Here is a 23,001-nt window from a genome sequence, read left to right on the forward strand (position 1 = left end):
TCTCGCGCCGGTGCTAGGCTTCGGCATCCACAGCGGGGTGGGGCCATGGACGACGACGATTTTCAGCAGCCGGCATACCCGCCGTCGGTCCTGTTCGGCGGCGCGGCTCTGCTGGTGGTGCTCGGTGGACTCGTCGCGTCGGTGCTGATGGTCAGCGCGGCCAGCGTCGACGTGCACCACGTGCGCCCGGCGCCGCGCAGCCAGCCGGCCGCCCACCCGGCGTCCCCGGCGCCTGTCCGGCCCGTGCCGCAGGCAGACCCCGGGGCCCAGAACAGTCTCGAGGTGTTCGTCAGTCATCTGGTCCCTCAGTTGCCGGCCTTGGACCAGCTACTGCAAACCCCCTGAACAGGGCTGTCGGCAGCATCTTCACAGACACACGACAAGTGATCCCAAGCGGCGGTCGCGGAGTTAGTCTGATCGCGACATTGCTGGCCGAAAAGGGGTGTGCCAAATGTTCGGGCGGTATCTCAAAGCGCAACTGACCGTGCTGCTGTTCGGTGGCCTCGTCGGTCCGATCTTCCTCATCGTCTACTTCGCCCTCGGGCCGTTCGCGCGGCCCTACATCGGGTGGATGTTCTGGGTCGGCCTGCTGATCACGGCGGGCGACGTGCTCGCCGCCCTGTGGTTGACCAACTCGGGGATGAAGTCGGCGGCCAAGCACGAAGAGTTGAATCAACGCGGCGTTCTGGTGCTGGCGCAGATCACCGGTATCTCGGATACCTCGTGGTTCGTCAACGACCAGCAGATGATCAAGGTGAACCTCCACTTCGAGGTGCCCGGTTATCAGGGTTTCGACAGTCAGGAAACGATGGCGTCGAGCCCGACCCGCATGCAGATCCTCAACGCCCACAAGTTGGTCGCGCTCGTCGAGCCGGGCACGCAGAAGTACGAAATCGACTGGAACGCCAGCGCTTTGATCGCCGGCGTGGTGCCCGCGCAGTTCACGCTCGCCGAGGACAACAAGACCTACGACCTGCGAGGGCAGGCCGGCCCGCTGATGGAGATCATGCAGATCTTGCGCGCCAACGGCGTGCCGATGAATGGCACCATCGACATCCGGTCCAATCCTGCGGTGCGCCAACAGGTGATGGCCGTCGTCCGGCGGGCCGCCACCGGGCAACCGGTAGCCGCCACGCCACCGCCGGTTGCGCAACCCACCGCCGCCGCTCCGCCATACGTGCCGCCGCCGATGCCGGAAGTGTCCACCGCGCAACGTCTTCAAGAGCTCGAGACCCTGAGGGCAACCGGCTCGATCACCGAGGCTGAATACACCGCCAAACGACAACAGATCCTGGCCGACCTCTAGCTGATGGCCTCGACCGAAGCACCGACGCAGGCCGACGTGCTCGGGGCGCTGATCACGCAATCGCACTCTGGGGGAAGGGAAGTGATGTGGTGACGTCTGCATCTGCGTCGTACGGCGTGCATTCCGAGGTGGGAACGCTGCGCAAGGTGCTGGTGTGCTCACCCGGCCTGGCCCACGAGCGGCTGACCCCGACCAATTGCGACGACCTGCTGTTCGACGACGTGCTGTGGGTGCAGAACGCTCGCCGGGACCACTTCGACTTCATAGACAAGATGCGGGACCGCGGCGTGGCGGTGGTGGAATTGCACAACCTGCTGACCGAGACGATGGAGATTCCGGACGGCCGCACCTGGCTTCTCGACCGCAAGATCGTCGCCAACGAGGTTGGTATGGGACTGGTCGACGACACCAGATCGTTCCTCGACGAGTTGCCTGCCCGTCGACTCGCCGAGTTCCTGATCGGCGGGCTGTCGACCCGCGACCTACCCGTCGATCTCGGTCGGGGCTACCGTGCCCTGGCCCGCGAGCATGCGGGAATCACCGAGTATCTGATGCCGCCGCTGCCCAATACGCTGTACACCCGCGACACCACCTGCTGGATCTACTCCGGTGTGACCCTCAACCCGCTGTTCTGGCCGGCCCGGCACGACGAGACGCTGTTGATGAAGGCCATCTATGAGTTCCATCCGGATTTCGCCGGATCGACGGTGTGGTGGGGTGACCCCGAAAAGTCTTGGGGGATGGCCACTATCGAGGGTGGCGACGTGTTGGTGCCAGGCAACGGCGTGGTGTTGATCGGGATGAGCGAACGCACCTCACGACAGGCGATCACCCAGGTGGCGGCGACACTGTTCGAACGCGGCGCGGCCGAACGGATCGTCGTGGCGGGGATGCCGAAACTGCGCGCCGCGATGCACCTCGACACGGTGTTCACCTTCGCCGATCGCGATGTGGTGACGATCTATCCCGAAATCGTCGACAACATCCAGACTTTCACGCTGCTGCCCAGTGATTCGGCGCCGGGGCTGGACGTCATCGAAGAGACCAAACCGTTCGTGGAAGTGGTGGCGAACGCCCTTGGCCTCGGCGCACTGCGGGTGGTCGAAACCGGTGGCACCGCCTATGACTCCGAGCGCCAGCAGTGGGACAGCGGCAACAATCTGGTGGCCGTCGAGCCGGGTGTGGTGTTCGCCTACGACCGCAACACCCACACCAACTCGCTGTTACGCAAGGCCGGCGTCGAGGTCATCACGATCGTCGGTGCCGAACTGGGTCGCGGACGAGGCGGTGGCCACTGCATGACCTGCCCGATCGTCCGCGACCCGGTCGACTACTGAGCCGGGTCAGTTGTTGCCGCCCACCGGGGGAGTGTTCCCGTTGGGTCCGTAGGCACCGTTCTGGTCGTTGGCGTTGCCGGCACCACCGGCGGGATCGGGCGGCGTCGCCACGTCGCCGGACGTCTGACACATCGAGGTCGACGTCTGCGGAACAGTGCAGTCATTCTGCGGTGCTGCGGCCGCGATGGGGGCGGCGATGAGCGCGGCAGCCGCGCCGGTCAGCAGTGCGGGTGCGATGCGACGGATGGTCAATGTCGTCAATGGCATGGTTCTCCCTGATGTTGGTAGGGGATGTCACTACCCCGTGGCTAGGGGCTAGCTGTGGATCGGGTCTGCGCTGGTGCGGTCGAATTCCGCTGCGTCTCTCGGCAATCAAGGCCTCTGAACCCGTCCAGCAGCAATACCCGAGGAGGTCATGGGCAAACACGACGTCACATTTGCGACCACTGGCCGGGAAGTATTTAGAACACGTTCCAACTCTCTTGCTAGCCTGGCCTGGGCTGACTGAAAGGACCATTGATGACAACATCGTCGGGGACGCTCGAAGGGCGAGTGGCGTTCGTCACCGGTGCCGCGCGAGGCCAGGGCCGCGCCCACGCTGTGCGGCTGGCACGCGAAGGCGCCGACGTGATCGTCTCCGATATCTGTGCCTCTGTCAGTGACACCATTCCCTATCCCGGGACGACCCCCGAGGACCTGAACGAGACCGTCCGGTTGGTGGAGGCCGAGGGCCGCAAAGTGCTGGGACGCGAAGTCGACGTCCGCGACGACGCCGCGGTGCGCCAATTGGTGGCCGACGGCGTCGAGCAGTTCGGCAGGCTCGACATCCTGGTGGCCAACGCCGGCGTGCTGTCCTGGGGCCGGCTGTGGGAACTGACCGACGAACAGTGGAACACCGTCATCGACACGAACCTCACCGGAACCTGGCGCACGCTACGTGCCGTCGTCCCGGCGATGATCGAGGCCGGCAACGGCGGCTCGATCATCGTGGTCAGTTCGTCGGCAGGGGTGAAGGCCACGCCGGGCAACAGCCACTACGCCGCGTCCAAGCACGGGCTGACCGCACTGACGAACTCGCTCGCATTGGAAGCCGGCGAGTACGGCATCCGGGTCAACTCCATTCACCCGTACTCGGTGGCCACCCCGATGACCGAAAACGACGCCATGTTGGGCGTTTTCGGCGCGCACCCGAGCTATCTGCACGGCTTCGCCCCGATGCCCTACCTCCCGGTGGGCCAGAACGCGACAGGCAAGCGGTCCGACTTCATGAACGTCGACGAGGTCGCCGACGTGGTGGTCTGGCTGGCCGGCGACCAATCCGCGACCCTGTCGGGTTCCCAGATCAGCGTCGACCGCGGTGTGATGAAGTACTAGCGATCAGCCCGGTAGTACCAGCACCGGAACGGGGCTGTGCCGCAGGATCTTCGAGCCCCGCGAGCCCAAGAACACCCGCGCGATTCCGCCGGCGGGCGATGTGCCGATAGCCAGCAGATCACCGTCTTGCCAATCGACGGCGTCCAGAGCATCGTCCCAGCCGTTGCCGGTGGCCACCTGTACATCGACGTCCGGTCCCACCACGCCGTCGGTCTTCAACTGCGCCAATGCCTCTCGTGCGTAACCGGCCAACTGTTCCAGAATCGAATCCTCCGCGCTCAAGCCGACTTCCGGCGGGTACATCGTTCGGCCCCGAACCGCGAACGTGATCACCCGCATAGGCACGTTGAGCCGTCGGCCGAGCGCGGCGACGCGCTGCACGACATGCAGTGTGTCGGCCGTGCCCGGGTAGGCGGCCGTGATCCGGGTCAGGCCGCCGGCCTTCGAACCGCGGTAGCCGCGCGGGCTGATCGCCATCGGTACCGGCGACGAGTGCAGCAGGCGGTCGGCGGTCGAGCCGATTACGACCTGCCCGAGCTTTCCGTCGGCGGCCGAACCCAATATCAGAACCTCCGCGTCCAACTCGGAGATCGCTTCCAGGAGGCCGCCGGACACCGAGCGGTGCGACACCTTGTGATATCTGACGTCGAGGCCGTCGGCGATCGCGTCAATGCAGTCCCGGGCCTGCGCCGCGGAGTTCGTCGCCAATTGTTCTGCGTACTGGGCATATTCGGCGTCGATGCGGCCGAGCGACGGGGTCATCCAGGGTCGTGGCACGACCGTCACCACGGTCAGCGACGTCTGCAGCGTCCTGGCCGCTTCGACCGCCAGATACAACGGCGAGCGACCACTCTTTCCCGCGAGGTAGCCGACGGCGACGGTCACGGCTCATCCTTGATCATCACGTCGTCGTCGCCGGGCACGGCGGTCGGAATGTAACCATCGGAGCCGTCGGCATTCAATGCGCTGTGGCGTCGCCCCCAGAGCAGATAGAAGAGCAACACCAGAGCGACGCAACCACCGAAGACCAACCACGTCTGCCACCGCAGGCCGTAGAGCACCGCGGCGCACGCCAGGATCGAGAGAACGGGCGTCACGGGGTAGCCCGGGACTTTGAACGGCCGCTCGAGGTCGGGTTGACGCACCCGCAGGATGATCACACCGGCCGACACGGTGATGAACGCGACCAGGGTGCCGATCGACACCGCATCGAGCAGCCAGTTCAGCGGGATGAAGCCCGCGAGAATGCCGGTGACGACGGCGACGATGACGGTGTTGCCCACCGGAGTCATGCTGCGCGGGTTGACCTTTGCAAACATCGACGGCAGAAGCCCGTCTCGGCCCATCGCGAAGAGAATGCGCGTCTGTCCGTACATCACGACCAGCGTCACCGAGAAGATGGAGACCACCGCGCCGGCGGCCAGAATGGTGCTGGCCCAGGTGCTGCCGGTGATGTTCTCCAGGATCACCGACAGGCCCGCTTCGGCTTGTTCGTCCGATCCGAAGTCCGCCGCGTCCTGCGTGCCCAGGCCGGCGAACGCGACCAGGATGTAGAAGGTGGTGACCACGAGGAGAGCCGCGATGATGGCCCTGGGCATGGTCTTCTGCGGATTCTTCACTTCGTCACCGGCGGTCGACACCGCATCGAGGCCGATGAACGAGAAGAAGATCATGCTCGCGGCGGTGGTGATGCCGGGAACACCCTTGTCCCAGAAGCCGTGGAAGTGGTCGGCGTTGAACGCGGTGAGCGCGATGACGATGAACATCCCCAGCACGCTGAGCTTGATCAACACCATCACGGTGTTGACGAAGGCCGACTCGCTTGCGCCACGGATCAGCAGGGCCATGCACATCAGGATCAGAAGGACCGCGGGGAGATTGACGATTCCGGGGGCGGAGTCCCAGGGGGCGGCGCTCAACGACTGCGGCAGCTGCCACCCGAACAGATTCTGCAACAACTTGTTCAGATAACCGCTCCACCCGACGGCGACGGCCGAGATGGATACGCCGTATTCGAGAAGCAGACAGGCTGCCACACCCATGGCGACGACTTCGCCCATCGTCGTGTAGGCGTACGAGTAGGTCGAGCCCGACACCGGTACCGACGACGCCATCTCTGCGTAGCAGATCGCCGACAGCCCGGCCGCGACGGCGGCGAGCAGAAACGAGACCAGCACCGCCGGGCCGGCTTCCGGCACCGCCGCGGACAGGACGAAGAAGATGCCGGTGCCGACGGTCGCGCCGACACCGAAGAGCGTCAGCTGAAAGGTGCCGATACTTCGCTTCAGATGGTCGGAGGCGCCGTGTGCGACCGGAGCGCCGGCAACGGGGCGGCGACGGAACAGCTGCTGGGAGAGGCTCAGCGGCGGTGCGGTCATAGTGCCTCCTGGGTCACCAAACTGAACTACTCGTTAAGAGTGTGCACCCGCCTGCGCCAGCACACTTGCGAACTGCCCAACCGCCCAATCGATCTCCTCGGCGGTGATCACCAGCGGGGGAGCGAACCGCAACGTCGAACCATGAGTGTCCTTCACCAGCACTCCGCGTTCGGCGAGGGCGAGGCTGAGCTGCTTGCCGGTACCGAGTCGCTCGTCGATGTCTACGCCGGCCCACAGTCCCATGCCGCGTACAGCGAGTACCCCGTGGCCGATCAGCGACCGCAACCGGGCGTGCAGATGCAGGCCGAGTTCGGCTGAGCGGGACTGGAATTCACCGCGCCGCAGGATGTCGACAACGGTGGAACCGATCGCCGCGGCCAGCGGATTGCCGCCGAACGTCGATCCGTGCTCGCCGGGATGAAGAACCCCGAGGATGTCGCGGTCGGCCACCACCGCCGAGAGCGGAACCACGCCGCCGCCGAGTGCCTTGCCGAGCAGGTAAACATCGGGAACCACACCCCAGTGGTCGCAGGCGAAGGTATGGCCGGTGCGGGCCAGGCCGGACTGGATCTCGTCGGCGATCAGCAGCACGTTGCGCTGGGTGCACACTGCGCGTAGCCGGGGCAGGTAATCGTCGGGCGGGACGATGATCCCGGCTTCGCCCTGAATGGGCTCGATCAGCACGGCGACCGTGTTCTCGTCGATCGCGGCTGCGACAGCGTCAGCGTCACCGAACGGCACCGACCGGAAGCCGGGGGTGAACGGGCCGAAGCCGCCGCGGGCGGTGTCATCGGAGGAGAAGCTGACGATGCTGATCGTACGTCCGTGGAAGTTGTTCTCGGCGACAACGATATTCGCCATCCCGGCGGCGATACCCTTGACGTCGGCGCCCCACTTGCGCGCGATTTTGAGGCCACTTTCCACTGCCTCGGCGCCGCTGTTCATCGGCAGCACCATGTCCTTGCCGCAGAGCCCGGCCAGCGCGGCACAGAACGGGCCGAGCTGATCGGAGTGGAAAGCTCGGCTCACCAACGTCAGCGCGTCGAGCTGGCGGTGGGCGGCGGCGACGATCTCGTCGTTGTGGTGGCCGAAGTTCACCGCCGAGTACGCCGCGAGACAGTCCAGGTAACGGCGGCCCTCGACGTCGGTGATCCACGCGCCGCGGGCATGGGAGGCCACCACCGGAAGCGGCGAATAGTTGTGCGCGGCATAGGCGTTGTCCAGTGCGATTGCCTCGGCGGTGGCGCCGGTGAGGGTGTCGGCCATGGTCATGAAAACACCTCCAGTGTGCAGCATTTCACCGAGCCGCCGCCCTTGAGCAGCTCGGAGAGGTCGACACCGATGGGGTGGAAGCCGGCCCGGTGGAGTTGCTCGGCGAAGCCGGTGGCCTGCGCGGGATGCACCACATGCTTGCCGTCGGACACCGCGTTGAGGCCCAGCACGTAGGCATCGGCGCTCGCCACTTCGATGGCGTCGGGGAAAAGTCGGCGCAGCTGGGTTCGGGCGTCGTCGGAGAACGCCGACGGGTAGTAGGCGATCGTGGTGTCGTCGAGCACCGTCAACGCGGTATCGAGGTGATAGAACCGCGGGTCGACCAGCTCCAGCGAGATCACCGGCATGCCGGTGAGGGCGCCCACCTCGGCATGTGCGTGCGGATGCGTGCGAAAACCGGTGCCTGCCAGAATCATTGATCCGACGATCAAGAGGTCGCCCTGGCCCTCGTTGACGTGGCGGGTGGCTATCGGATCGTGCCCGTGTTGGCCCATCCAGGCGGCATATGCGACCGATTCGCCGTGCCGCTCGGCGTGCTTGAACCGGGCGACGATCGCGGTTCCGTTGATGATCAGTCCGGCGTTGGCGGCGTACACCATGTCCGGCAGGCCCGCTACGGGCTCGACGAGATCGACGGTGTGGCCGAGCCGGCGATACGTGTCGCGCAGGTGTTCCCACTGGCTGAGCGCCAACTCGGTGTCGACGGGCGTGCTGGTGTCCATCCACGGGTTGATGGCGTACTCGACGGTGAAGTACGTCGGTGGGGTCATGGCGTAGTGGCGGAGTCGCTGGCTGCGCGGTGTCCTCGTCGACCCGACGGCGACATCGGGGGATATCGTCATGAATCAACGATAGAAGCGGCTTTGCACGCAATCAATCGACACCTATTGCGTGTCTATGAACGATCTATTGCGTGAGAGCTAACATCGCGATGATTTGTTGTGTACAGCGCGGAAAGGGTGCCCAATGGACCGGTTGGATGACACCGATGAGCGGATCCTGGCCGAGCTCGCCGAGCATGCCCGGGCCACCTTCGCCGAGATCGGGGAACGGGTGAACCTGTCGGCTCCGGCGGTGAAGCGCCGGGTCGACCGGATGCTGGACGCCGGAGTGATCCGCGGTTTCACCACGGTGATCGATCGCAGCGCCGTGGGCTGGAACACCGAGGCCTATGTCCAGGTTTACTGCCACGGCACGATCGCGCCAGATCGGTTGCGCGCGGCCTGGATTGACATACCGGAGATCATCAGTGCCGCCACTGTGACCGGAACTTCGGATGCCATCCTGCATGTGCTGGCGCGCGATATGAGACATCTGGAGGCTGCGTTGGAACGCATCAGATCCAGCGCCGACATCGAACGCAGCGAGAGCATCGTGGTGCTGTCCAACCTGATCGACCGGGCACCCGCCTAACTGGTCGGTTGGTGCAGGCTGGCGCGCACTTCGCGACGGCGATCGTGTAAGAACACCACGTGAGCACGAGCGAAAACGGCATCCTCATCGTCGGCGGCGGCCTGGCCGCCACCCGCACCGCCGAGCAGCTGCGCAAGGCGGACTACACCGGCCCGGTCACCATCGTCAGCGACGAGGTCCACCTGCCCTACGACCGGCCGCCGTTGTCCAAGGACGTGCTGCACGCCGACCTCGACGATGTCGCGCTCAAGCCCGCCGAGTTCTATGCGGACAACAACATCGCGCTGCGCCTGGGCAGTGCCGCCACCGCGCTGGACACCGCCGCCCGAACAGTCACCTTGGCCGACGGCTCGGTGCTGGCCTACGACGAACTGGTCATCGCCACCGGCCTGGTGCCCAAGCGCATCCCGTCGTTTCCCGATCTGGACGGCATTCGGGTGCTGCGCAACCTCGACGAGGCGATGGCGCTGCGCGCCCACGCTGCTTCGGCCCGGCACGCGGTCATCATCGGGGCCGGCTTCATCGGCTGCGAGGTCGCGGCAAGCCTGCGCAAGCTTGGGGTCGAGGTGGTCCTGGTCGAGCCGCAACCGGCGCCGCTAGCCTCGGTGCTCGGCGAGCAGGTCGGCAACCTGGTCACCCGCCTGCACCGCGCCGAGGGTGTCGACGTGCGCACCGGGATCGGCGTGGCTGAGGTGCGCGGCGAGAACGGCCATGTGACGACCGTGGTGTTGTCCGACGGCAGCGAGCTGCCCGCCGACCTCGTGGTGGTCGGCATCGGGTCGCGGCCGGCCACCGACTGGCTGGAGGGCAGCGGTGTCGCCGTCGACAACGGTGTGGTGTGCGACGAGGCGGGCCGAACCAGCGCTGCCGGGGTGTGGGCACTCGGTGATGTCGCATCCTGGCGCGACGCCACCGGACATCAAGCCCGCGTTGAACATTGGAGCAATGTGGCCGAGCAGGCCCGGGTCATCGTGCCGTCGATGCTGGGTCAGGAGGCGCCGTCGGTGATCGTGGTGCCGTATTTCTGGAGCGACCAGTACGACGTGAAGATCCAGTGCCTCGGGGAGCCGGAGGCCACCGATACGGTGCACGTCGTCGAGGACGACGGACGCAAATTCCTGGCCTTCTACGAGCGCGACGGTGTGGTGGCCGGGGTGGTCGGCGGCGGTATGCCTGGCAAGGTCATGAAGACCCGCGCCAAGATCGCCTCCGGCGCCCCGATTTCCGACGTCCTTCCCGCGTCCTAGAACTCGCCGAGGTAGAACCGGCCGCCCTGGTCGTCGGTGCACTCCGCCGACAGTCCGTAGGGCTGGCGGCTGGGTTCGGCGAGAACCGACCCGCCCGCCTCGCGAACGCGGGCGACCGCCGCCTCGATATCGGACACCGTCCACATCGGCACCGTGCTCGGCGTGCGCGAGCCGCCGGCAGCGCCGGACATCGGGTGTGCGTTCTGCACCGCCCAGCCGTCCGCGACCCGACCGCGTTCGAACGTCCATCCCAGCACCTGGTTGTAGAACTCGCGGAAGGCTGCCGACTCACCGACCTCGTACGTGACATAGGACAGCTCGCCGGCGCCTGCCCCGTTGAGCAGCGGACGACGCTGGCCCGGTTCCGGCCGATAGATCGCGAACGCGGTGCCCTGGTTGTCGCGGGCCTCCAGGAGAGTGCCGACCGCGGAGTCGCGTGACGCGCCCACCCGTCCGCCGGCAGCGAGGATCGCGGTGCGCGCCTCATCGACGTCGTCGACCGCATAGCAGCAGAACAGCGCGGTGCGCTCGGACGTCGAGAAGTCAATCGCCTCAACGGTATTGCTGACCTGCCCGGCCGAGTCGTACTCCCACCCCAGCACGTGTGAGTAGAAGGCGGCCGCCCGGGCGGGGTCCGGGCTCTGCACCGATACGTAGCCGATGTCGCCGTGCCGAATCGGCTCGCGAACCGGCCCGCTGAGCATCCATCGATGGCCGAACGGGTCGCGAACGGTGGCGGTACGCGCGCCGTGTCCCTCGTAGGGCTCGCGCTGCACCTCGGCACCCTGGGCCCTGGCTCGGGCCAGGGCGGCGTCGGTGTCGGCGACGTCCACCATGAGGCTCACCGAATTGGTGCCCCGCACCGGCGCCTGCAGTCCGAGGTCGGCGAATTCGTCGGCCAGGTACAGGACACCGCCGCTCATCGCCAGTTCGGCGTGGCCGATGCGCCCGTCGTCCATCACGATCGGGTCGCCGATCAATTCCGCACCGAAGGCGTCGCGATACCAGTCGATCGCGGCGCGAGCGTCGGCCACCGTCAGGTAGGGCAACGCGGCGGGCCGGGGAATTCCGGTCTGGTTCGCCGGCTCGCTCAGTTCGGCGACTGCTGCAGCGGTACCGCTCATGGTGACTCCTTGGGTGTTCGCAGGTAAGGACAAGGCTGACTCCAGCCGCGCTCGCAACTCGGCCGCGAAGGACGGATCCGGTTGCACGGGAAGGTCTTCGGTGGTCAGGACGCGCAAGGGGTCGGTCATGAAACACCTCCTTCCGGGTAGAGCTTTCTGAAGGCGCGCCGAGCGCGGACCAGCAGCGCCTCCGTGGCGTGCACGCTGCGTCCGATCAACTCCGCGCACTCGGGCACCGAACAGTCGTCCATGTAGCGCAGTGCGAGCACCACACGGTGCTGCTCGGGCAGCCGCGCGAGCACGCTATCGGCGACGATGCGGTCCAGCTGCGCATCCCATTCGTCGGCCGCTTCACCCTCGGGCACGTCGGCGACCGGCACCGTGGATCGGGCCGAACGACGCCGGTAGTGGTCGGCCAGTTTGTGCCGAGCCACCCCGAGCAACCACGGGACCGCCAGTGGCGGCGGCGCGGGCCGACGGGCGGCATCCATCGCCGCGAGGAACGTCTCCGACGTGAGATCCTCGGCGGTGGCCTGATCGCCGCACCGGCGGACGAAGTAGCCGTAGACGACCGGAAGCGCGTCGTCGTAGAGCTCTAACAGCCGGTACGGAGCATCGGGTGGTTCCGGATCCGCGCTCACACCCTTATCGTCGTCGCGCGAGGGTCATCTCCGACGCACCAACATCGAATTTCACGTTTCGCAGTGAAAGTTCGAGTAGACGCCAGCAAAACGTGAAACTCGGTGTCGTGAGCATCGCATCGTCACTTGCCGTCCAGGTCGTCGAGTCCGTGCGCCACCACGTCGAAGGCATCGCCGATCGCCTGCGGCAGCGAGACGGCCTCGTTGGCCAGCCAGTACTCGTAGGCCGAAAGGGCGACCCCGAGCATCAGCCAGGCGACCGACTGCGGGACCAGATCGCCGGGGTTGCCGCCGGTGCGCGCAGCCACAAAATCCGCGACCACGGCGCGCCAGCCGGCGTACATCGTCATCGAATGCGCCTGCAGTTCGGCGGTCTGCAGGATCACCCGCATCCGCTGTCGGTGCCGTTCGGTCTCGGAGGGGTCAAAAGTGTTGAACGCCAACAGCGCTGAGCGCAGCGCAGGGCTGATCGGTTCGGTGTCGGCAACCCCGTCGAACAGGTCGCGGAAATGCTGCAGGTGGGCGTCGAAGTCACCCCAGGGGATCGCGTTCTTCGACGGGTAGTACCGGAACAGCGTTCGCCGGGCGATGCCCGATGCCGCAGCCACGTCGTCGACGCTGACCGAGCCGAACCCGTAGTTGGCGAACAGGTCGAGCGCGACGTCGGTGATGTGGTCCTGGGTGGTGGACCTGCGCCGCCCAACCCGGGCGCTCGGAGAACCCCCAGCACCAGTCGTCATCGACCCGCCCTTCCTTTTCGGCACTCGATGCCATATTCTTGCGATCTCGATCACAATTGTCGAGAACCTGGGCCGACGAAAGGGTGCTTTTCATGGAGCCGAGCCAAGCAACCGAGAACGAAACCGAACTGGTGACCGAGACGCTGGTCGAAGAGGTTTCCATCGACGGGATGTGCGGGGTCTACTGACCGTGCCCGCCCACGCTGTGGGCGATCCGGCTGTGGCCGGGTCGGCCTTCGACCCGGCACTCAGCTGGCGCCTGCATCCGCAGGTGGCCGTGCGACCGGAACCCTTCGGCGCGCTGCTGTACCACTTCGGCACCCGGAAGCTGTCGTTCCTGAAGAACCGCACCATTCTGGCCGTCGTGAATTCGCTACCCCAGCATCCCGACGTGCGCTCCGCCTTGCGGGCCGCGGGGGTGAACGAGCCCGACGAGGCGCCCTACCTGCATGCGTTGAGCGTGCTGGCGACCTCGAACATGCTGACTCCCAAGGACTCCCAATGACTTCGGTAGCACCGGTACCCCGGCTGATCGAGCAGTTCGAGCGCGGTCTCGACGCCCCGATCTGCCTGACCTGGGAGCTCACCTACGCCTGCAACCTGGCGTGCGTGCATTGCCTGTCGTCGTCCGGCAAGCGCGACCCGCGCGAGCTGTCCACGGCGCAATGCAAGGGCATCATCGACGAGCTCGAGCGCATGCAGGTCTTCTACGTCAACATCGGTGGCGGCGAACCCACTGTGCGCCCGGACTTCTGGGAGCTGGTGGACTATGCCACCGCGCACCATGTCGGGGTCAAGTTCTCCACCAACGGCGTGCGCATCACCCCGGAGGTGGCCGCGCGACTGGCCGCGAGCGACTACGTCGACGTGCAGATCTCCATCGACGGCGCTACCGCGGAAGTCAACGACGCCGTGCGTGGCCCGGGCTCCTTCGAGATGGCCACCCGCGCGCTGGAGAACCTGGCCGCGGCGGGCTTCAAGGACGCGAAGATCTCCGTGGTGGTCACCCGCCACAACGTCGACCAGCTCGATGACTTCAAAGCTCTCGCCGACCGCTACGGCGCCACCCTGCGCATCACGCGGCTGCGTCCGTCCGGGCGCGGCGCCGACGTGTGGGACGAACTGCATCCGACCCCCGAGCAGCAGGTGACGCTGTATGACTGGCTGGTCGCCAAGGGCGAGGGAGTGCTGACCGGCGACTCGTTCTTTCACCTGTCCGGCCTCGGTGCGCCCGGTGCGCTGTCGGGTTTGAACATGTGTGGCGCCGGCCGGGTGGTCTGCCTGATCGATCCGGTCGGTGACGTCTACGCCTGCCCGTTCGCCATCCATGACCGGTTCTTGGCCGGAAACATTGTGCGGGATAACGGCTTCGACAACGTGTGGAAGAACGCCCCATTGTTCCGTGAACTGCGCGAGCCGCAGTCGGCCGGCGCGTGCGGCAGCTGCGGACACTACGACGCGTGCCGGGGCGGCTGCATGGCCGCGAAGTTCTTCACCGGCCTGCCGCTCGACGGTCCCGACCCGGAGTGCGTCGAGGGCTACGGAGTGCCCGCCCTGGCCACCGAGCGCGACAAGCCCCGTCCGAGCGCTGACCACTCCCGCGGCAAGCCGATCATGCTGACCTTGTCCACCCGTCCGCCGGCCAAGCCCTGCAACGAAAGTCCGATCTGAGTCATGGCACGCGACACCTGGTTCGAAACCGTCGCCATCGCGCAGGAGCGCGCCCGCAAGCGTCTCCCCAAATCCGCGTACGGCGCACTCATCGGTGGCAGTGAGAAGGGCCTCACCGTCAACGGCAACAACGAAGCCTTCAACGAGCTCGGCTTCGCCCCGCACGTGATCGGCGCCCTCGAAAAGCGGGACATGGCAACCACGGTGATGGGCCAAGAGGTTTCGGTACCGGTGCTCATCTCACCGACCGGCGTGCAGGCCGTGCACCCTGACGGCGAGGTGGCTGTCGCCCGCGCGGCCGCGGCCCGCGGCACCGCGATGGGGCTGTCGTCGTTTGCCAGCAAGCCCATCGAAGAGGTCGTCGCGGCCAACCCGAAGACGTTCTTCCAGATCTACTGGCTTGGCGACCGGGACGCCATCGCCGCCCGGGCCGAGCGCGCCCGCGCGGCCGGGGCCGTCGGGCTCATCGTGACCACCGACTGGAGCTTCAGCCACGGGCGGGACTGGGGCAGCCCCAAGATCCCGGAAAAAATGGACCTCAAGACCATGATCAAGATGAGTCCCGAGGTACTGACCAAGCCGAGCTGGTTCTACCAGTGGGCCAAGACTCTGCGCCCGCCGGCCCTGTCGGTGCCGAACCAGGCCGCCAGGGGCGAGGCCGGTCCGGCGTTCTTCGACGCCTACGGACAGTGGATGGGCACGCCCCCGCCGACCTGGGACGACATCGCCTGGCTCCGCGAGCTGTGGGGTGGACCGTTCATGCTCAAGGGCGTCATGCGGATCGATGACGCCAAACGCGCTGTGGACGCTGGCGTTTCGGCGATCTCGGTGTCCAACCACGGCGGCAACAACCTGGACGGCACACCGGCCTCGATCCGGGCGTTGCCTGCCATCGCGGCTGCGGTCGGCGACCAGGTCGAGGTGCTGCTCGACGGTGGCGTCCGTAGGGGCAGCGACGTCGTCAAGGCCCTGGCGCTCGGCGCCCGCGCGGTCATGATCGGCCGTGCCTACCTGTGGGGTCTGGCCGCGAACGGTCAGGCGGGTGTGGAGAACGTCCTCGACATCCTCACCGGCGGCATCGACTCGGCCCTGCGGGGGCTGGGGAAGGCCTCGGTTCACGACCTGACGCCCGAGGACATCTTGGTCCCGGACGGCTTCGTCCGGGCGCTCGGAGTGCCCGGCGGCGGGACGCACTGACTCGGCCATAACCTAGCCTCTGGTGCTGGCGTGACTGACGGGACGACGGTGAACGCTCCGAGTGGGCACCGCCGTCCTGATTGCGAAAGAAATCCGTCTTCTCCTCGAACAATTGGCGCACAGCAGGTGAATTCGGCCTACCATCGGCGCGTGGCTTTCCGGAGCGAGCTGGGCAACTCGACGTCGAGTCAGCTTCGCGATACCTCGCCCACGATCTTGATCCCGGTCGGTTCGACCGAACAGCACGGCCCGCACCTGCCGCTGGACACCGACACCCGCATCGCCACCGCGGTGGCCCGGGCCGTTACTGAAGACCTCGACGGTGCGGGTCATGATCAATATCTGCTCGCGCCCGCCATCGCCTACGGCGCATCCGGCGAGCATGAGGGCTTTGCCGGGACGGTGTCGATCGGCACCGCCGCGCTGACCACCGTGCTGGTCGAGTACGGCCGTTCGGCGTGTGGCTGGGCGCGCCGGGTGGTCTTCGTCAACGGTCACGGCGGCAACGTGGAAGCGATGCGCTCCGCGGTGCGCCTGCTGCGCACCGAGGGCCGCGACGCCGGCTGGTGCCCGTGCATCGCCGAGGGCGGTGATGCCCACGCCGGCCATACGGAAACGTCTGTATTGCTACATATTTCGCCGGCGGACGTCCACACCGACGCCTGGTGTAGCGGGAACAGGGCCCCACTGGCTACCCTTTTGCCGCAGATGCGTGTCGGGGGGGTGGCCGCGGTGAGTGAGGTGGGCGTGCTGGGTGACCCGACGACGGCGACTCCGGTCGAAGGTGAGCGCATCTTTGCGCAGATGGTTGCCGATTGCTCGCGACGCGTCGGCCGGTGGCGCCCGGCCGACGACGGGATGCTGATATGACCCAGCCGCGGTTGCCCGACGGCTTCGCAGTACAGGTCGATCGTCGGGTGCGAACACTCGCTGAGGGTTCGGCCCTGCTCGGCGGTTCACCGACCCGGCTGCTGCGCCTGGCGCCGGCGGCCCAGACCTTGCTGGACGGCGGCCGCCTCGAGGTGCGCGACGCGGTGAGCGCGCAACTGGCTCGCACTTTGCTCGACGCGACCGTCGCCCATCCCCGCCCGGCGGGTGGTCCGTCGCACCGGGACGTCACCGTGGTTATCCCGGTGCGCAACAACCCTTTTGGACTCTACCGGCTGATCATGTCCCTGCGCGGCATGCGGGTGGTGGTCGTCGATGACGGATCCGAGATGCCGGTGCAGCCCGACGATTTCGCCGGTGCCCGCTGCGATGTCGAGGTGGTGCGCCACGCGCGCAGCAAAGGCCCGGCGGCCGCCCGTAACACCGGGCTTGCCTCGTGTGCAACAGATTTCGTCGCCTTCCTGGACTCCGATGTCGTGCCGCGGCGCGGCTGGCTCGAGGCGCTGCTGGGTCACTTCTGCGATCCCGCCGTGGCGCTGGTTGCCCCGCGAATCGTCGGGCTCGGGCACAGCGATCAGTTGGTCGCCCGGTATGAGTCGGTGCGGTCGTCTCTGGACCTCGGTGAGCGCGAGGCTCCGGTGATGCCCTACGGTCGGGTGTCCTACGTACCAAGTGCGGCGATCATCTGCCGGCGTTCGGCGCTGCTCGAGGTCGGGGGTTTCGACGAGACCCTGCCCTCGGGTGAAGACGTCGATCTGTGCTGGCGGTTGATCGAGACCGGCTCCCGGCTGCGCTACGAGCCGATCGCGCTGGTCGCCCACGAGCACCGCACGCAGATGCGAGACTGGCTGGGTCGCAAGGCCTTCTATGGCAGCTCAGCCGCTCCGCTGTCGATCCGGCACCCCGACAAGATGGCCCCGGTGGTGATCTCGGCGTGGAGCCTGCTGGTGTGGTTGCTGATGGCCCTGGGCTCGGTGGGCGGCTGTCTGGCCTCGCTGGTGTTCGCCGGAGTGACCACCCGGCGCACGGCCAAGGCCATGCAGGACACCGACGCGGGCATGTCCCAGGTGGTGGTCCTGGCTCTGCGCGGTATCGGCGCCGCCGCCCTGCAACTGTCGGCGGCCGTCTGCCGGCATTACTGGCCGCTGGCGTTGGCGGCGGCCCTGCTCTCCCGGCGGTGCAGGCAGGCGATCCTGGTGGCCGCGGTGCTCGACGGGGTGCAGGACTGGATCACCCGCAACCGCAGTGCCGATGTCGAGGGCAAGCCGATCGGCCTGTTCGCGTACCTGTTGCTAAAGCGCCTCGACGATCTGGCTTACGGTGCCGGGCTGTGGACGGGTGTCGTCCGCGAGCGCACGTTGCGGCCGCTGAAGCCGCAGATCAAAACCTGACTCGGTGGCCGACCACATCACCCGCAGCGACGTCCTGATCGTCGGTGCCGGCAGCGCCGGATCCGTGCTGGCCGAACGCCTCTCGGCGGACCCCACATGCAGGGTCACCGTCGTCGAAACCGGCCTTGGTCCCGACGAACCGGGTGTGCGGGACCTCACCCGCAATGGCCTGCAACTGCCCATCGGCGCCGCGAGCCCACTGGCCCAGCGTTACCGGACCCGACTGACCGACGATCCGCCCCGCGACGCCGACATCGTCCGCGGTGTGACCGTGGGCGGGTCCGGTGCGGTCAATGGCGGCTATTTCTGCCGAGCGTTGCCCGTCGACTTCGACGGGCCTGCCCTGCCGGGCTGGTCATGGAGCGACGTAAGACCGCACTACCGCGCGATCCAGACCGATCGGGACTTCCCCGACCGCGCCGACGGTGGTCCGATCGCCATCCGGCGCACCGACGAACTCGTCGGCAGTACAGCCGCTTTCGTCGATGCCGCCCAGGCCGCCGGACTGCCCTGGCTACCTGACCTGAACTCCGAGCCCACCGGGGAGAATGCGCCGCCCGGCATCGGGGCGGTGCCGCTGAACATCGTCGACGGTGTGCGCAGCGGTCCCGGCGCGGCCTTCCTGGAACCGGCTGCCGCCCGCCCCAATCTGACCGTGCTGCCGCGGACCCGCGCCCTGCGTGTCCGGCTCTCCGGCAGTCGCGCGGTCGGCGTCGAGGTCGTCGGACCGAACGGGCCCGCTGTGTTGGAGTCACAACGGGTGGTGTTGTCTGCGGGCGCCATCTCCTCGGCGCAACTCCTCATGCTGTCGGGCATCGGACCCGCCGCGGCCCTGCATCGGCTCGGAATCTCGGTGGCGGCCGACCTGCCGGTAGGCCGGCGAACCTGGGACCACCCCGAGTGGGTGCTGCCGACAACCTGGGCCGTCGCCCCCCAGCGACCCGTGCTCGAGGTGGTGCTGGTCACTGATGGCCTCGAGATTCGGCCGTACACAGGTGGTTTCATCGCCATGGTCGGCGACGGGACCGCAGGGCGCCCGGATTGGCCCCATCTCGGCGTGGCGCTGATGAATCCCCAGGCCAACGGATGCGTCTCGCTGCAGTCCGCCGACCCGCTGGCCGGCCCGTTGATCGAGCACCATTACGACAGCGCGGGCGCCGATACCGCCGCGCTACGGCGCGGTTTCGAGTACGCCACCGAGATACTCGGAACCACAACGCAACTCGGCGAGCCGATGTGGTCGACGTCCCAACATCTCTGCGGTACGGCCCCGATGGGTCTCGACGCCGACGAGTATGCCGTGGTCGACCCGCGGTGCCGGGTTCGGGGCTTCGACAATCTCTGGGTGGTGGACGGCTCAGTCCTGCCGCGCATCACCAGCCGTGGCCCCCACGCGACGATTGCCATGATCGGGCACCGCGCCGCCGACTTCGTCTCGGCCGGTTAACCTTCGGACGAGCCGCAGTTGATGGCCGTCACGGCCGGGTGCCCACAGCCCGATCGCAACGGCGGCGACCGCGACAAGAATCGCGAGTACCACGATCGAGCTCTGCATCGCGTGCTGGAAGGCCGACTTGCTGATGTCGGCCAGCTGGGCACCGGCGGGCCCCAACCGGGTGGAGACCGCCAGTGCTTCGGCCAGTGAACCCTCGGCGGCCTCTCGCACCGGCGGCGGGAACGCCTCTAGTTGGTCGCCGAGACGGTGGGTGTATTGGCCGGCCAGCACCGAGCCGGCCAAGGCGATACCGAGCGCGGCACCGACTTCACGGACGGTGTCATTGACCGCCGACGCCACACCCTGCTTGTCGTCGGGCGCGGCGTTCATGATGGCCGAGGTGGTCGGGGCGGTGCACAGCCCGACTCCGGTGGCCAGTACCAGCAGCGGCCAGGCCAGGCCGAGGTAGGACGAATCGATCCGCAGGGTCAGCAGACAGATGAATCCGGCTGTCAGGAACAGCAATCCGGTAAAGATGACCGTGCGCAAGCCCAGCCGGGGTAGGTACCACGACGACGTCACGGACAGCACGGCCAGCGGCAGTATCAAAGGGGCCAATGCCATCGCTGTTTGCAACGCCGAGTATCCCAGAATCAGCTGCGTGTACTGCATGGCGAGAAACATGAACCCGAAGTTGGCCAGGAACAACACCGCGATCGCAGCCGCACCGGTCGCGAAATCTGCTCGCCGGAACAGGGATACATCGAGCAGCGGATGGGTTCGGTGGGCCTCCAGTACGCCGAATGCCACCGCAAGCGCCAGTCCGGCAATGAGGCAGCAGATCACCAGCGGATCCGACCAGCCTCGTTGGGGCGCCTCGACGATGCCGAACACCAGTATCGCGACGGCGCCGGCGATCAGTACTGCGCCGGGCCAGTCGAGCGGGGGAGTCGCAGCGTCGCGGGAATCGCTGACCGTCCAGGTCAGCGCGAACAACAGCACGCCTGCGCCTGCCAATGCCCAGAAGATCGACTGCCACGGCCAAAAGCGGAGCAACACACCAGAACCCAACATTCCAAGCACCGCGCCGCTGCCGGCCACCGCCGCCCAGATGCCGACCGCCTTGGTCCGTTCCGACTTCGGATAGACCACGGTGAGAAGGGACAGGGTGGCCGGCATGACGAACGCAGCGCCCGCTCCGGCCACCGCTCGGGCGGCGATGATCTGAATCGGTGTGTCGAAGAAGATCGGTGCCAGCGATGCCAGCGTGAAAATGGCCAGGCCGATCAACAGAGCGCCGCGACGGCCGTAACGGTCACCGATGGCCCCGGCCGGGAGCAGCAGGCAGGCCAGTAGCAACGTGTAGCTGTCGACGACCCAGGTCAGCTGGGACTGGTTGGCGGAAGTCGACACGGCGATGTCGCCCAGTGCGGTGTTGAGGGCGATCATCGAGGAGATCACCAGCGCCACGCCCAGGCAGGCGACAGTCAGTGTCCACGTTCGCTGCAGAGTCGAGACGTCCCGGAGTCGGCTATCGGTACCCTTGTCGGGCCGGATCAAGGTGTCCACGGAGGAGCCTTCCTTCGGTCGCGGTCGAAGTATGGGACTATCCGTCTCAAAAATATTCAAACGTGCTGACCGGCATCGGGGAGGATTCAAGGCATGGCGAGCCGACGCAGCGACCCCAGACCTGCGCGTTCCCGCGCGCGGTTACTGGACGCCGCAACGGCATTGCTGCGCACCGGCGGTCCCAGCGCGGTCACCGTCGACGCCGTCACACGCGGCGCCAACGTCGCGCGGGCGACCCTGTACCGGCATTTCCCCAGCGGGAACGACCTGCTTGCCGCCGCTTTCCACAGCCTGATTCCACCCGCCCCGATGCCACCGGAGACCGGGACGCTTCGGGAGCGCCTACTGGCGTTGTTGCAGGCGCAGGCCGACCTCATCTCGGAGACCCCGGCGCTGTTGTCGGCGACCTACTGGTTGGCGCTGGGTCCGGACATGGAGCACCTGCCCGGCAAGACCGAGGACGCGGACAGCCCGGAAGTGCGCACCCTGCGGGAGCGGGTCGCCCAGCAGTACGGCGCCCCGTTCGATGCGATCTTCGACAGCCCGGACGCCCAGCGTGAACTCGGCGAGGTCGACCGCGCGCAGGCCATCATGCTGCTGATCGGCCCGCTGGTCGCGGGTCGGATCAGCACACTCGCCGACTTCGACTACCGCGAGTGCGCCCGCGCTGCGGTGGACGGCTTTCTCGCCGTCCACCGGGCCAGTGAAATCACCTCAGCGAGTAGCGAATCGGCAGGCGTTTGAGGCCGCCGACGAAGGTGGTGGCCATGAGTTCGGGTTCGCCGGCTAGTTCGATGGACTTGATGCGCGGGACGAGTTCGGTGAAGAAGCTGTTCATCTCCATGCGGGCCAGGGCGGCGCCCAGGCAGAAGTGCACGCCGTAGCCGAAGGACAGGTGTTTGTTGGGGTCGCGGCCGACGTCGAAGCGCATCGGGTCGGCGAACACCTCTTCGTCGCGGTTGGCCGAGACGTAGGACAGCAGTACGGCTTCGCCCTTGGCGATGGGAACGCCGCGGACCTCGGTGTCGGCTTGGGCGGTGCGCATGAATTCCTTGACCGGCACGATGCAGCGGATCATCTCCTCGACCGCGGTACCCATCAGATTCGGATCGTTCTGCAACCGCTGGAGTTCGCCCGGGTTGCGGATGAGTTCCAGTAGTCCGCCGGCGATTCCTGCGCTGGTGGTGTCGTGACCGGCGCTGGCGACGATCACGTAGTAGGAGGCGGTGTCCATGTCGGACAACGGTTCTCCGTTGATCGTGGCATTGGCGATCGCCGAGCTGAGGTCCTCGGTGGGATGCTCGCGGCGCGAGGCGGTCAGCGCGTTGAAGTAGTTGAAGAAGTCCAGCAGCACCGCGAGCATGTCGTCGGTCTTGCCGCCGCGCTGGAACTCTTCGTCATCGCCGCCGAACATCTCCTGGGTGAGCTTGAGCATCCGCGGGAAGTCCGACTCCGGCAGGCCCAGCAGCGACAGAATGATGTAGAGCGGATAGTTGACCGCGATCTCCTGCACGAAGTCGAGCTCGGGTCCCTGCTCGAGCATCTTGTCGACGTAGATCTTGGCCAGCTCGTCACAGCGGGTCTTCAACGCGCGCATGGCTTTCGGGCGGAACCAGTCGGCACCGATCTTGCGCATGTCGCGGTGCAGCGGGTCGTCCATGTGGATCAGCGTGCGCAGGCCGATCCCGGCTTCCATCTGCGCGCGCAGCACGTCGTCGGCTTCGGCGATCGCCAGCAGCGGCCGCGGATCGTTGGTGAACAGGTCGTTCTGCCGTTCGATGTCCATGATGTCGGCGTGTTTGGTGATCGCCCAGAACGGCCGGTACCCCTCGGCTTCGACCCACGACACGGGGGCATGCGCACGCAGGTGAGCAAGCGATTCGTGCATCCGCTTCTCATCGGTGTAGCCCAGCGGACTGGCCAGAACCCGGGCCGCCTTGTCCATGATCCGTGGGGTCATCGGGTCTCCTCGCTCACTAATACCAGAAACTTGACGGGTGTCAGGTTCCTAGTTTGGC

General features: G+C 66.9%; 24 protein-coding genes. 14 read left to right on the forward strand and 10 right to left on the reverse strand.

What is annotated here, in order from left to right; translation table 11 throughout:
• Positions 1-45 precede the first annotated feature (45 nt).
• From BST42_RS17385 to BST42_RS17395, 3 genes are all read left to right on the forward strand, one after another.
• Positions 46-345 carry a hypothetical protein gene (locus tag BST42_RS17385; RefSeq protein ID WP_083120569.1) on the forward strand — a complete coding sequence of 100 codons (300 nt, stop codon included), beginning with the start codon at positions 46-48 and terminating at the stop codon, positions 343-345.
• Positions 346-451: 106 nt separating this feature from the next.
• Positions 452-1,306, forward strand: a complete 855-nt coding sequence (locus BST42_RS17390; protein WP_083120570.1) for an SHOCT domain-containing protein — start codon at positions 452-454, stop codon at positions 1,304-1,306.
• 89 nt (positions 1,307-1,395) lie between these two features.
• Complete coding sequence (locus tag BST42_RS17395; RefSeq protein WP_083120745.1) at positions 1,396-2,643, forward strand: arginine deiminase; 1,248 nt, start codon at positions 1,396-1,398, stop codon at positions 2,641-2,643.
• 6 nt (positions 2,644-2,649) lie between these two features.
• Here BST42_RS17395 and BST42_RS17400 read toward each other — a convergent pair whose 3' ends face one another.
• The gene (locus tag BST42_RS17400) at positions 2,650-2,910 is read right to left on the reverse strand and encodes a hypothetical protein (protein WP_083120571.1); all 261 of its coding nucleotides are present in this window, start codon (positions 2,908-2,910) and stop codon (positions 2,650-2,652) included.
• A 252-nt stretch (positions 2,911-3,162) separates the two neighbouring features.
• Here BST42_RS17400 and BST42_RS17405 point away from each other — a divergent pair, with 252 nt between their 5' ends.
• A complete protein-coding gene (locus BST42_RS17405; RefSeq protein WP_036343475.1) occupies positions 3,163-4,017 on the forward strand; it encodes a mycofactocin-coupled SDR family oxidoreductase in 855 nt (284 codons plus the stop codon).
• A 3-nt stretch (positions 4,018-4,020) separates the two neighbouring features.
• Here BST42_RS17405 and BST42_RS17410 read toward each other — a convergent pair whose 3' ends face one another.
• From BST42_RS17410 to ddaH, 4 genes are read right to left on the reverse strand one after another with little or no spacing between them, the layout of a single operon-like run.
• Positions 4,021-4,902, reverse strand: a complete 882-nt coding sequence (locus tag BST42_RS17410) for a universal stress protein (RefSeq protein WP_083120572.1) — start codon at positions 4,900-4,902, stop codon at positions 4,021-4,023.
• On the reverse strand, positions 4,899-6,395 hold the full coding sequence (locus BST42_RS17415; protein ID WP_083120573.1) for an amino acid permease: 1,497 nt from the start codon (positions 6,393-6,395) through the stop codon (positions 4,899-4,901). The genes BST42_RS17410 and BST42_RS17415 overlap by 4 nt, the downstream gene beginning before the upstream one ends.
• Before the next feature lie 33 nt (positions 6,396-6,428).
• Complete coding sequence (gene rocD / locus BST42_RS17420; RefSeq protein WP_083120574.1) at positions 6,429-7,667, reverse strand: ornithine--oxo-acid transaminase; 1,239 nt, start codon at positions 7,665-7,667, stop codon at positions 6,429-6,431.
• Complete coding sequence (ddaH, locus tag BST42_RS17425; protein WP_083120575.1) at positions 7,664-8,509, reverse strand: dimethylargininase; 846 nt, start codon at positions 8,507-8,509, stop codon at positions 7,664-7,666. Before ddaH ends, rocD begins: the two co-directional genes overlap by 4 nt.
• A gap of 124 nt (positions 8,510-8,633) precedes the next feature.
• Here ddaH and BST42_RS17430 point away from each other — a divergent pair, with 124 nt between their 5' ends.
• Together BST42_RS17430 and BST42_RS17435 are read left to right on the forward strand one after the other, a co-directional pair.
• Entirely contained in the window at positions 8,634-9,080 is a 447-nt protein-coding gene (locus BST42_RS17430; protein ID WP_083120576.1) for an Rv2324 family transcriptional regulator, read from the forward strand.
• A gap of 59 nt (positions 9,081-9,139) precedes the next feature.
• Entirely contained in the window at positions 9,140-10,327 is a 1,188-nt protein-coding gene (locus BST42_RS17435) for an NAD(P)/FAD-dependent oxidoreductase (RefSeq protein ID WP_083120577.1), read from the forward strand.
• Here the strand turns inward: BST42_RS17435 and BST42_RS17440 are convergent.
• From BST42_RS17440 to mftR, 3 genes are all read right to left on the reverse strand, one after another.
• The gene (locus BST42_RS17440; RefSeq protein WP_083120578.1) at positions 10,324-11,580 is read right to left on the reverse strand and encodes a VOC family protein; all 1,257 of its coding nucleotides are present in this window, start codon (positions 11,578-11,580) and stop codon (positions 10,324-10,326) included. The genes BST42_RS17435 and BST42_RS17440 overlap by 4 nt on opposite strands.
• Positions 11,577-12,092, reverse strand: a complete 516-nt coding sequence (locus BST42_RS17445; RefSeq protein WP_083120579.1) for an RNA polymerase sigma factor — start codon at positions 12,090-12,092, stop codon at positions 11,577-11,579. Before BST42_RS17445 ends, BST42_RS17440 begins: the two co-directional genes overlap by 4 nt.
• A gap of 122 nt (positions 12,093-12,214) precedes the next feature.
• Positions 12,215-12,832 (reverse strand): mycofactocin system transcriptional regulator MftR, encoded by a 618-nt coding sequence (mftR, locus tag BST42_RS17450; protein WP_083120580.1) that lies wholly within the window; start codon positions 12,830-12,832, stop codon positions 12,215-12,217.
• 92 nt (positions 12,833-12,924) lie between these two features.
• On the opposite strand from mftR, the gene mftA reads away from it, so the two are divergent.
• The 7 genes from mftA (at position 12,925) to mftG (ending at position 19,426) form a co-directional block, all read left to right on the forward strand.
• Complete coding sequence (gene mftA / locus BST42_RS17455) at positions 12,925-13,020, forward strand: mycofactocin precursor MftA (RefSeq protein WP_102807121.1); 96 nt, start codon at positions 12,925-12,927, stop codon at positions 13,018-13,020.
• A 2-nt stretch (positions 13,021-13,022) separates the two neighbouring features.
• Positions 13,023-13,337, forward strand: a complete 315-nt coding sequence (gene mftB / locus BST42_RS17460) for a mycofactocin biosynthesis chaperone MftB (protein WP_435406044.1) — start codon at positions 13,023-13,025, stop codon at positions 13,335-13,337.
• On the forward strand, positions 13,334-14,503 hold the full coding sequence (mftC, locus tag BST42_RS17465; RefSeq protein ID WP_083120583.1) for a mycofactocin radical SAM maturase: 1,170 nt from the start codon (positions 13,334-13,336) through the stop codon (positions 14,501-14,503). The genes mftB and mftC overlap by 4 nt, the downstream gene beginning before the upstream one ends.
• Before the next feature lie 3 nt (positions 14,504-14,506).
• Positions 14,507-15,700 (forward strand): pre-mycofactocin synthase MftD, encoded by a 1,194-nt coding sequence (gene mftD / locus BST42_RS17470; protein ID WP_083120584.1) that lies wholly within the window; start codon positions 14,507-14,509, stop codon positions 15,698-15,700.
• A 126-nt stretch (positions 15,701-15,826) separates the two neighbouring features.
• Positions 15,827-16,570: a mycofactocin biosynthesis peptidyl-dipeptidase MftE gene (gene mftE, locus BST42_RS17475; protein ID WP_083120585.1), complete on the forward strand. Its 744-nt coding sequence runs from the start codon at positions 15,827-15,829 to the stop codon at positions 16,568-16,570.
• The gene (gene mftF, locus BST42_RS17480; protein ID WP_083120586.1) at positions 16,567-17,979 is read left to right on the forward strand and encodes a mycofactocin biosynthesis glycosyltransferase MftF; all 1,413 of its coding nucleotides are present in this window, start codon (positions 16,567-16,569) and stop codon (positions 17,977-17,979) included. The genes mftE and mftF overlap by 4 nt, the downstream gene beginning before the upstream one ends.
• 4 nt (positions 17,980-17,983) lie before the next feature.
• A complete protein-coding gene (gene mftG / locus BST42_RS17485) occupies positions 17,984-19,426 on the forward strand; it encodes a mycofactocin dehydrogenase MftG (RefSeq protein WP_083120587.1) in 1,443 nt (480 codons plus the stop codon).
• On the opposite strand, the gene BST42_RS17490 is transcribed toward mftG, so the two are convergent.
• A complete protein-coding gene (locus tag BST42_RS17490) occupies positions 19,337-20,983 on the reverse strand; it encodes an MFS transporter (RefSeq protein ID WP_083120588.1) in 1,647 nt (548 codons plus the stop codon). The genes mftG and BST42_RS17490 overlap by 90 nt on opposite strands.
• A 93-nt stretch (positions 20,984-21,076) precedes the next feature.
• Here BST42_RS17490 and BST42_RS17495 point away from each other — a divergent pair, with 93 nt between their 5' ends.
• Positions 21,077-21,727, forward strand: coding sequence for a TetR/AcrR family transcriptional regulator (locus BST42_RS17495; RefSeq protein ID WP_083120589.1), 651 nt, complete (start codon positions 21,077-21,079; stop codon positions 21,725-21,727).
• On the opposite strand, the gene BST42_RS17500 is transcribed toward BST42_RS17495, so the two are convergent.
• Complete coding sequence (locus BST42_RS17500; RefSeq protein WP_083120590.1) at positions 21,693-22,943, reverse strand: cytochrome P450; 1,251 nt, start codon at positions 22,941-22,943, stop codon at positions 21,693-21,695. The two genes, BST42_RS17495 and BST42_RS17500, sit on opposite strands and share 35 nt — an antisense overlap.
• Between the last annotated feature and the right edge of the window lie 58 nt (positions 22,944-23,001).

It is taken from the genome of Mycolicibacterium rhodesiae, assembly GCF_002086695.1.
GTDB classification, from domain to species: Bacteria; Actinomycetota; Actinomycetes; order Mycobacteriales; family Mycobacteriaceae; genus Mycobacterium; species Mycobacterium rhodesiae.

What these genes read in the sequence shown, in the direction of transcription:
- BST42_RS17440 (WP_083120578.1), bottom strand. Translation starts at nt 11,580, where the DNA reads ATGACCGACCCCTTGCGCGTCCTGACCACCGAAGACCTTCCCGTGCAA.
- BST42_RS17415 (WP_083120573.1), bottom strand. Translation starts at nt 6,395, where the DNA reads ATGACCGCACCGCCGCTGAGCCTCTCCCAGCAGCTGTTCCGTCGCCGC.
- BST42_RS17430 (WP_083120576.1), top strand. Translation starts at nt 8,634, where the DNA reads ATGGACCGGTTGGATGACACCGATGAGCGGATCCTGGCCGAGCTCGCC.
- BST42_RS17500 (WP_083120590.1), bottom strand. Translation starts at nt 22,943, where the DNA reads ATGACCCCACGGATCATGGACAAGGCGGCCCGGGTTCTGGCCAGTCCG.
- BST42_RS17390 (WP_083120570.1), top strand. Translation starts at nt 452, where the DNA reads ATGTTCGGGCGGTATCTCAAAGCGCAACTGACCGTGCTGCTGTTCGGT.
- mftR (WP_083120580.1), bottom strand. Translation starts at nt 12,832, where the DNA reads ATGACGACTGGTGCTGGGGGTTCTCCGAGCGCCCGGGTTGGGCGGCGC.
- mftC (WP_083120583.1), top strand. Translation starts at nt 13,334, where the DNA reads ATGACTTCGGTAGCACCGGTACCCCGGCTGATCGAGCAGTTCGAGCGC.
- mftD (WP_083120584.1), top strand. Translation starts at nt 14,507, where the DNA reads ATGGCACGCGACACCTGGTTCGAAACCGTCGCCATCGCGCAGGAGCGC.
- BST42_RS17400 (WP_083120571.1), bottom strand. Translation starts at nt 2,910, where the DNA reads ATGCCATTGACGACATTGACCATCCGTCGCATCGCACCCGCACTGCTG.
- BST42_RS17405 (WP_036343475.1), top strand. Translation starts at nt 3,163, where the DNA reads ATGACAACATCGTCGGGGACGCTCGAAGGGCGAGTGGCGTTCGTCACC.
- BST42_RS17385 (WP_083120569.1), top strand. Translation starts at nt 46, where the DNA reads ATGGACGACGACGATTTTCAGCAGCCGGCATACCCGCCGTCGGTCCTG.
- mftF (WP_083120586.1), top strand. Translation starts at nt 16,567, where the DNA reads ATGACCCAGCCGCGGTTGCCCGACGGCTTCGCAGTACAGGTCGATCGT.
- rocD (WP_083120574.1), bottom strand. Translation starts at nt 7,667, where the DNA reads ATGACCATGGCCGACACCCTCACCGGCGCCACCGCCGAGGCAATCGCA.
- BST42_RS17495 (WP_083120589.1), top strand. Translation starts at nt 21,077, where the DNA reads ATGGCGAGCCGACGCAGCGACCCCAGACCTGCGCGTTCCCGCGCGCGG.
- ddaH (WP_083120575.1), bottom strand. Translation starts at nt 8,509, where the DNA reads ATGACGATATCCCCCGATGTCGCCGTCGGGTCGACGAGGACACCGCGC.
- mftA (WP_102807121.1), top strand. Translation starts at nt 12,925, where the DNA reads ATGGAGCCGAGCCAAGCAACCGAGAACGAAACCGAACTGGTGACCGAG.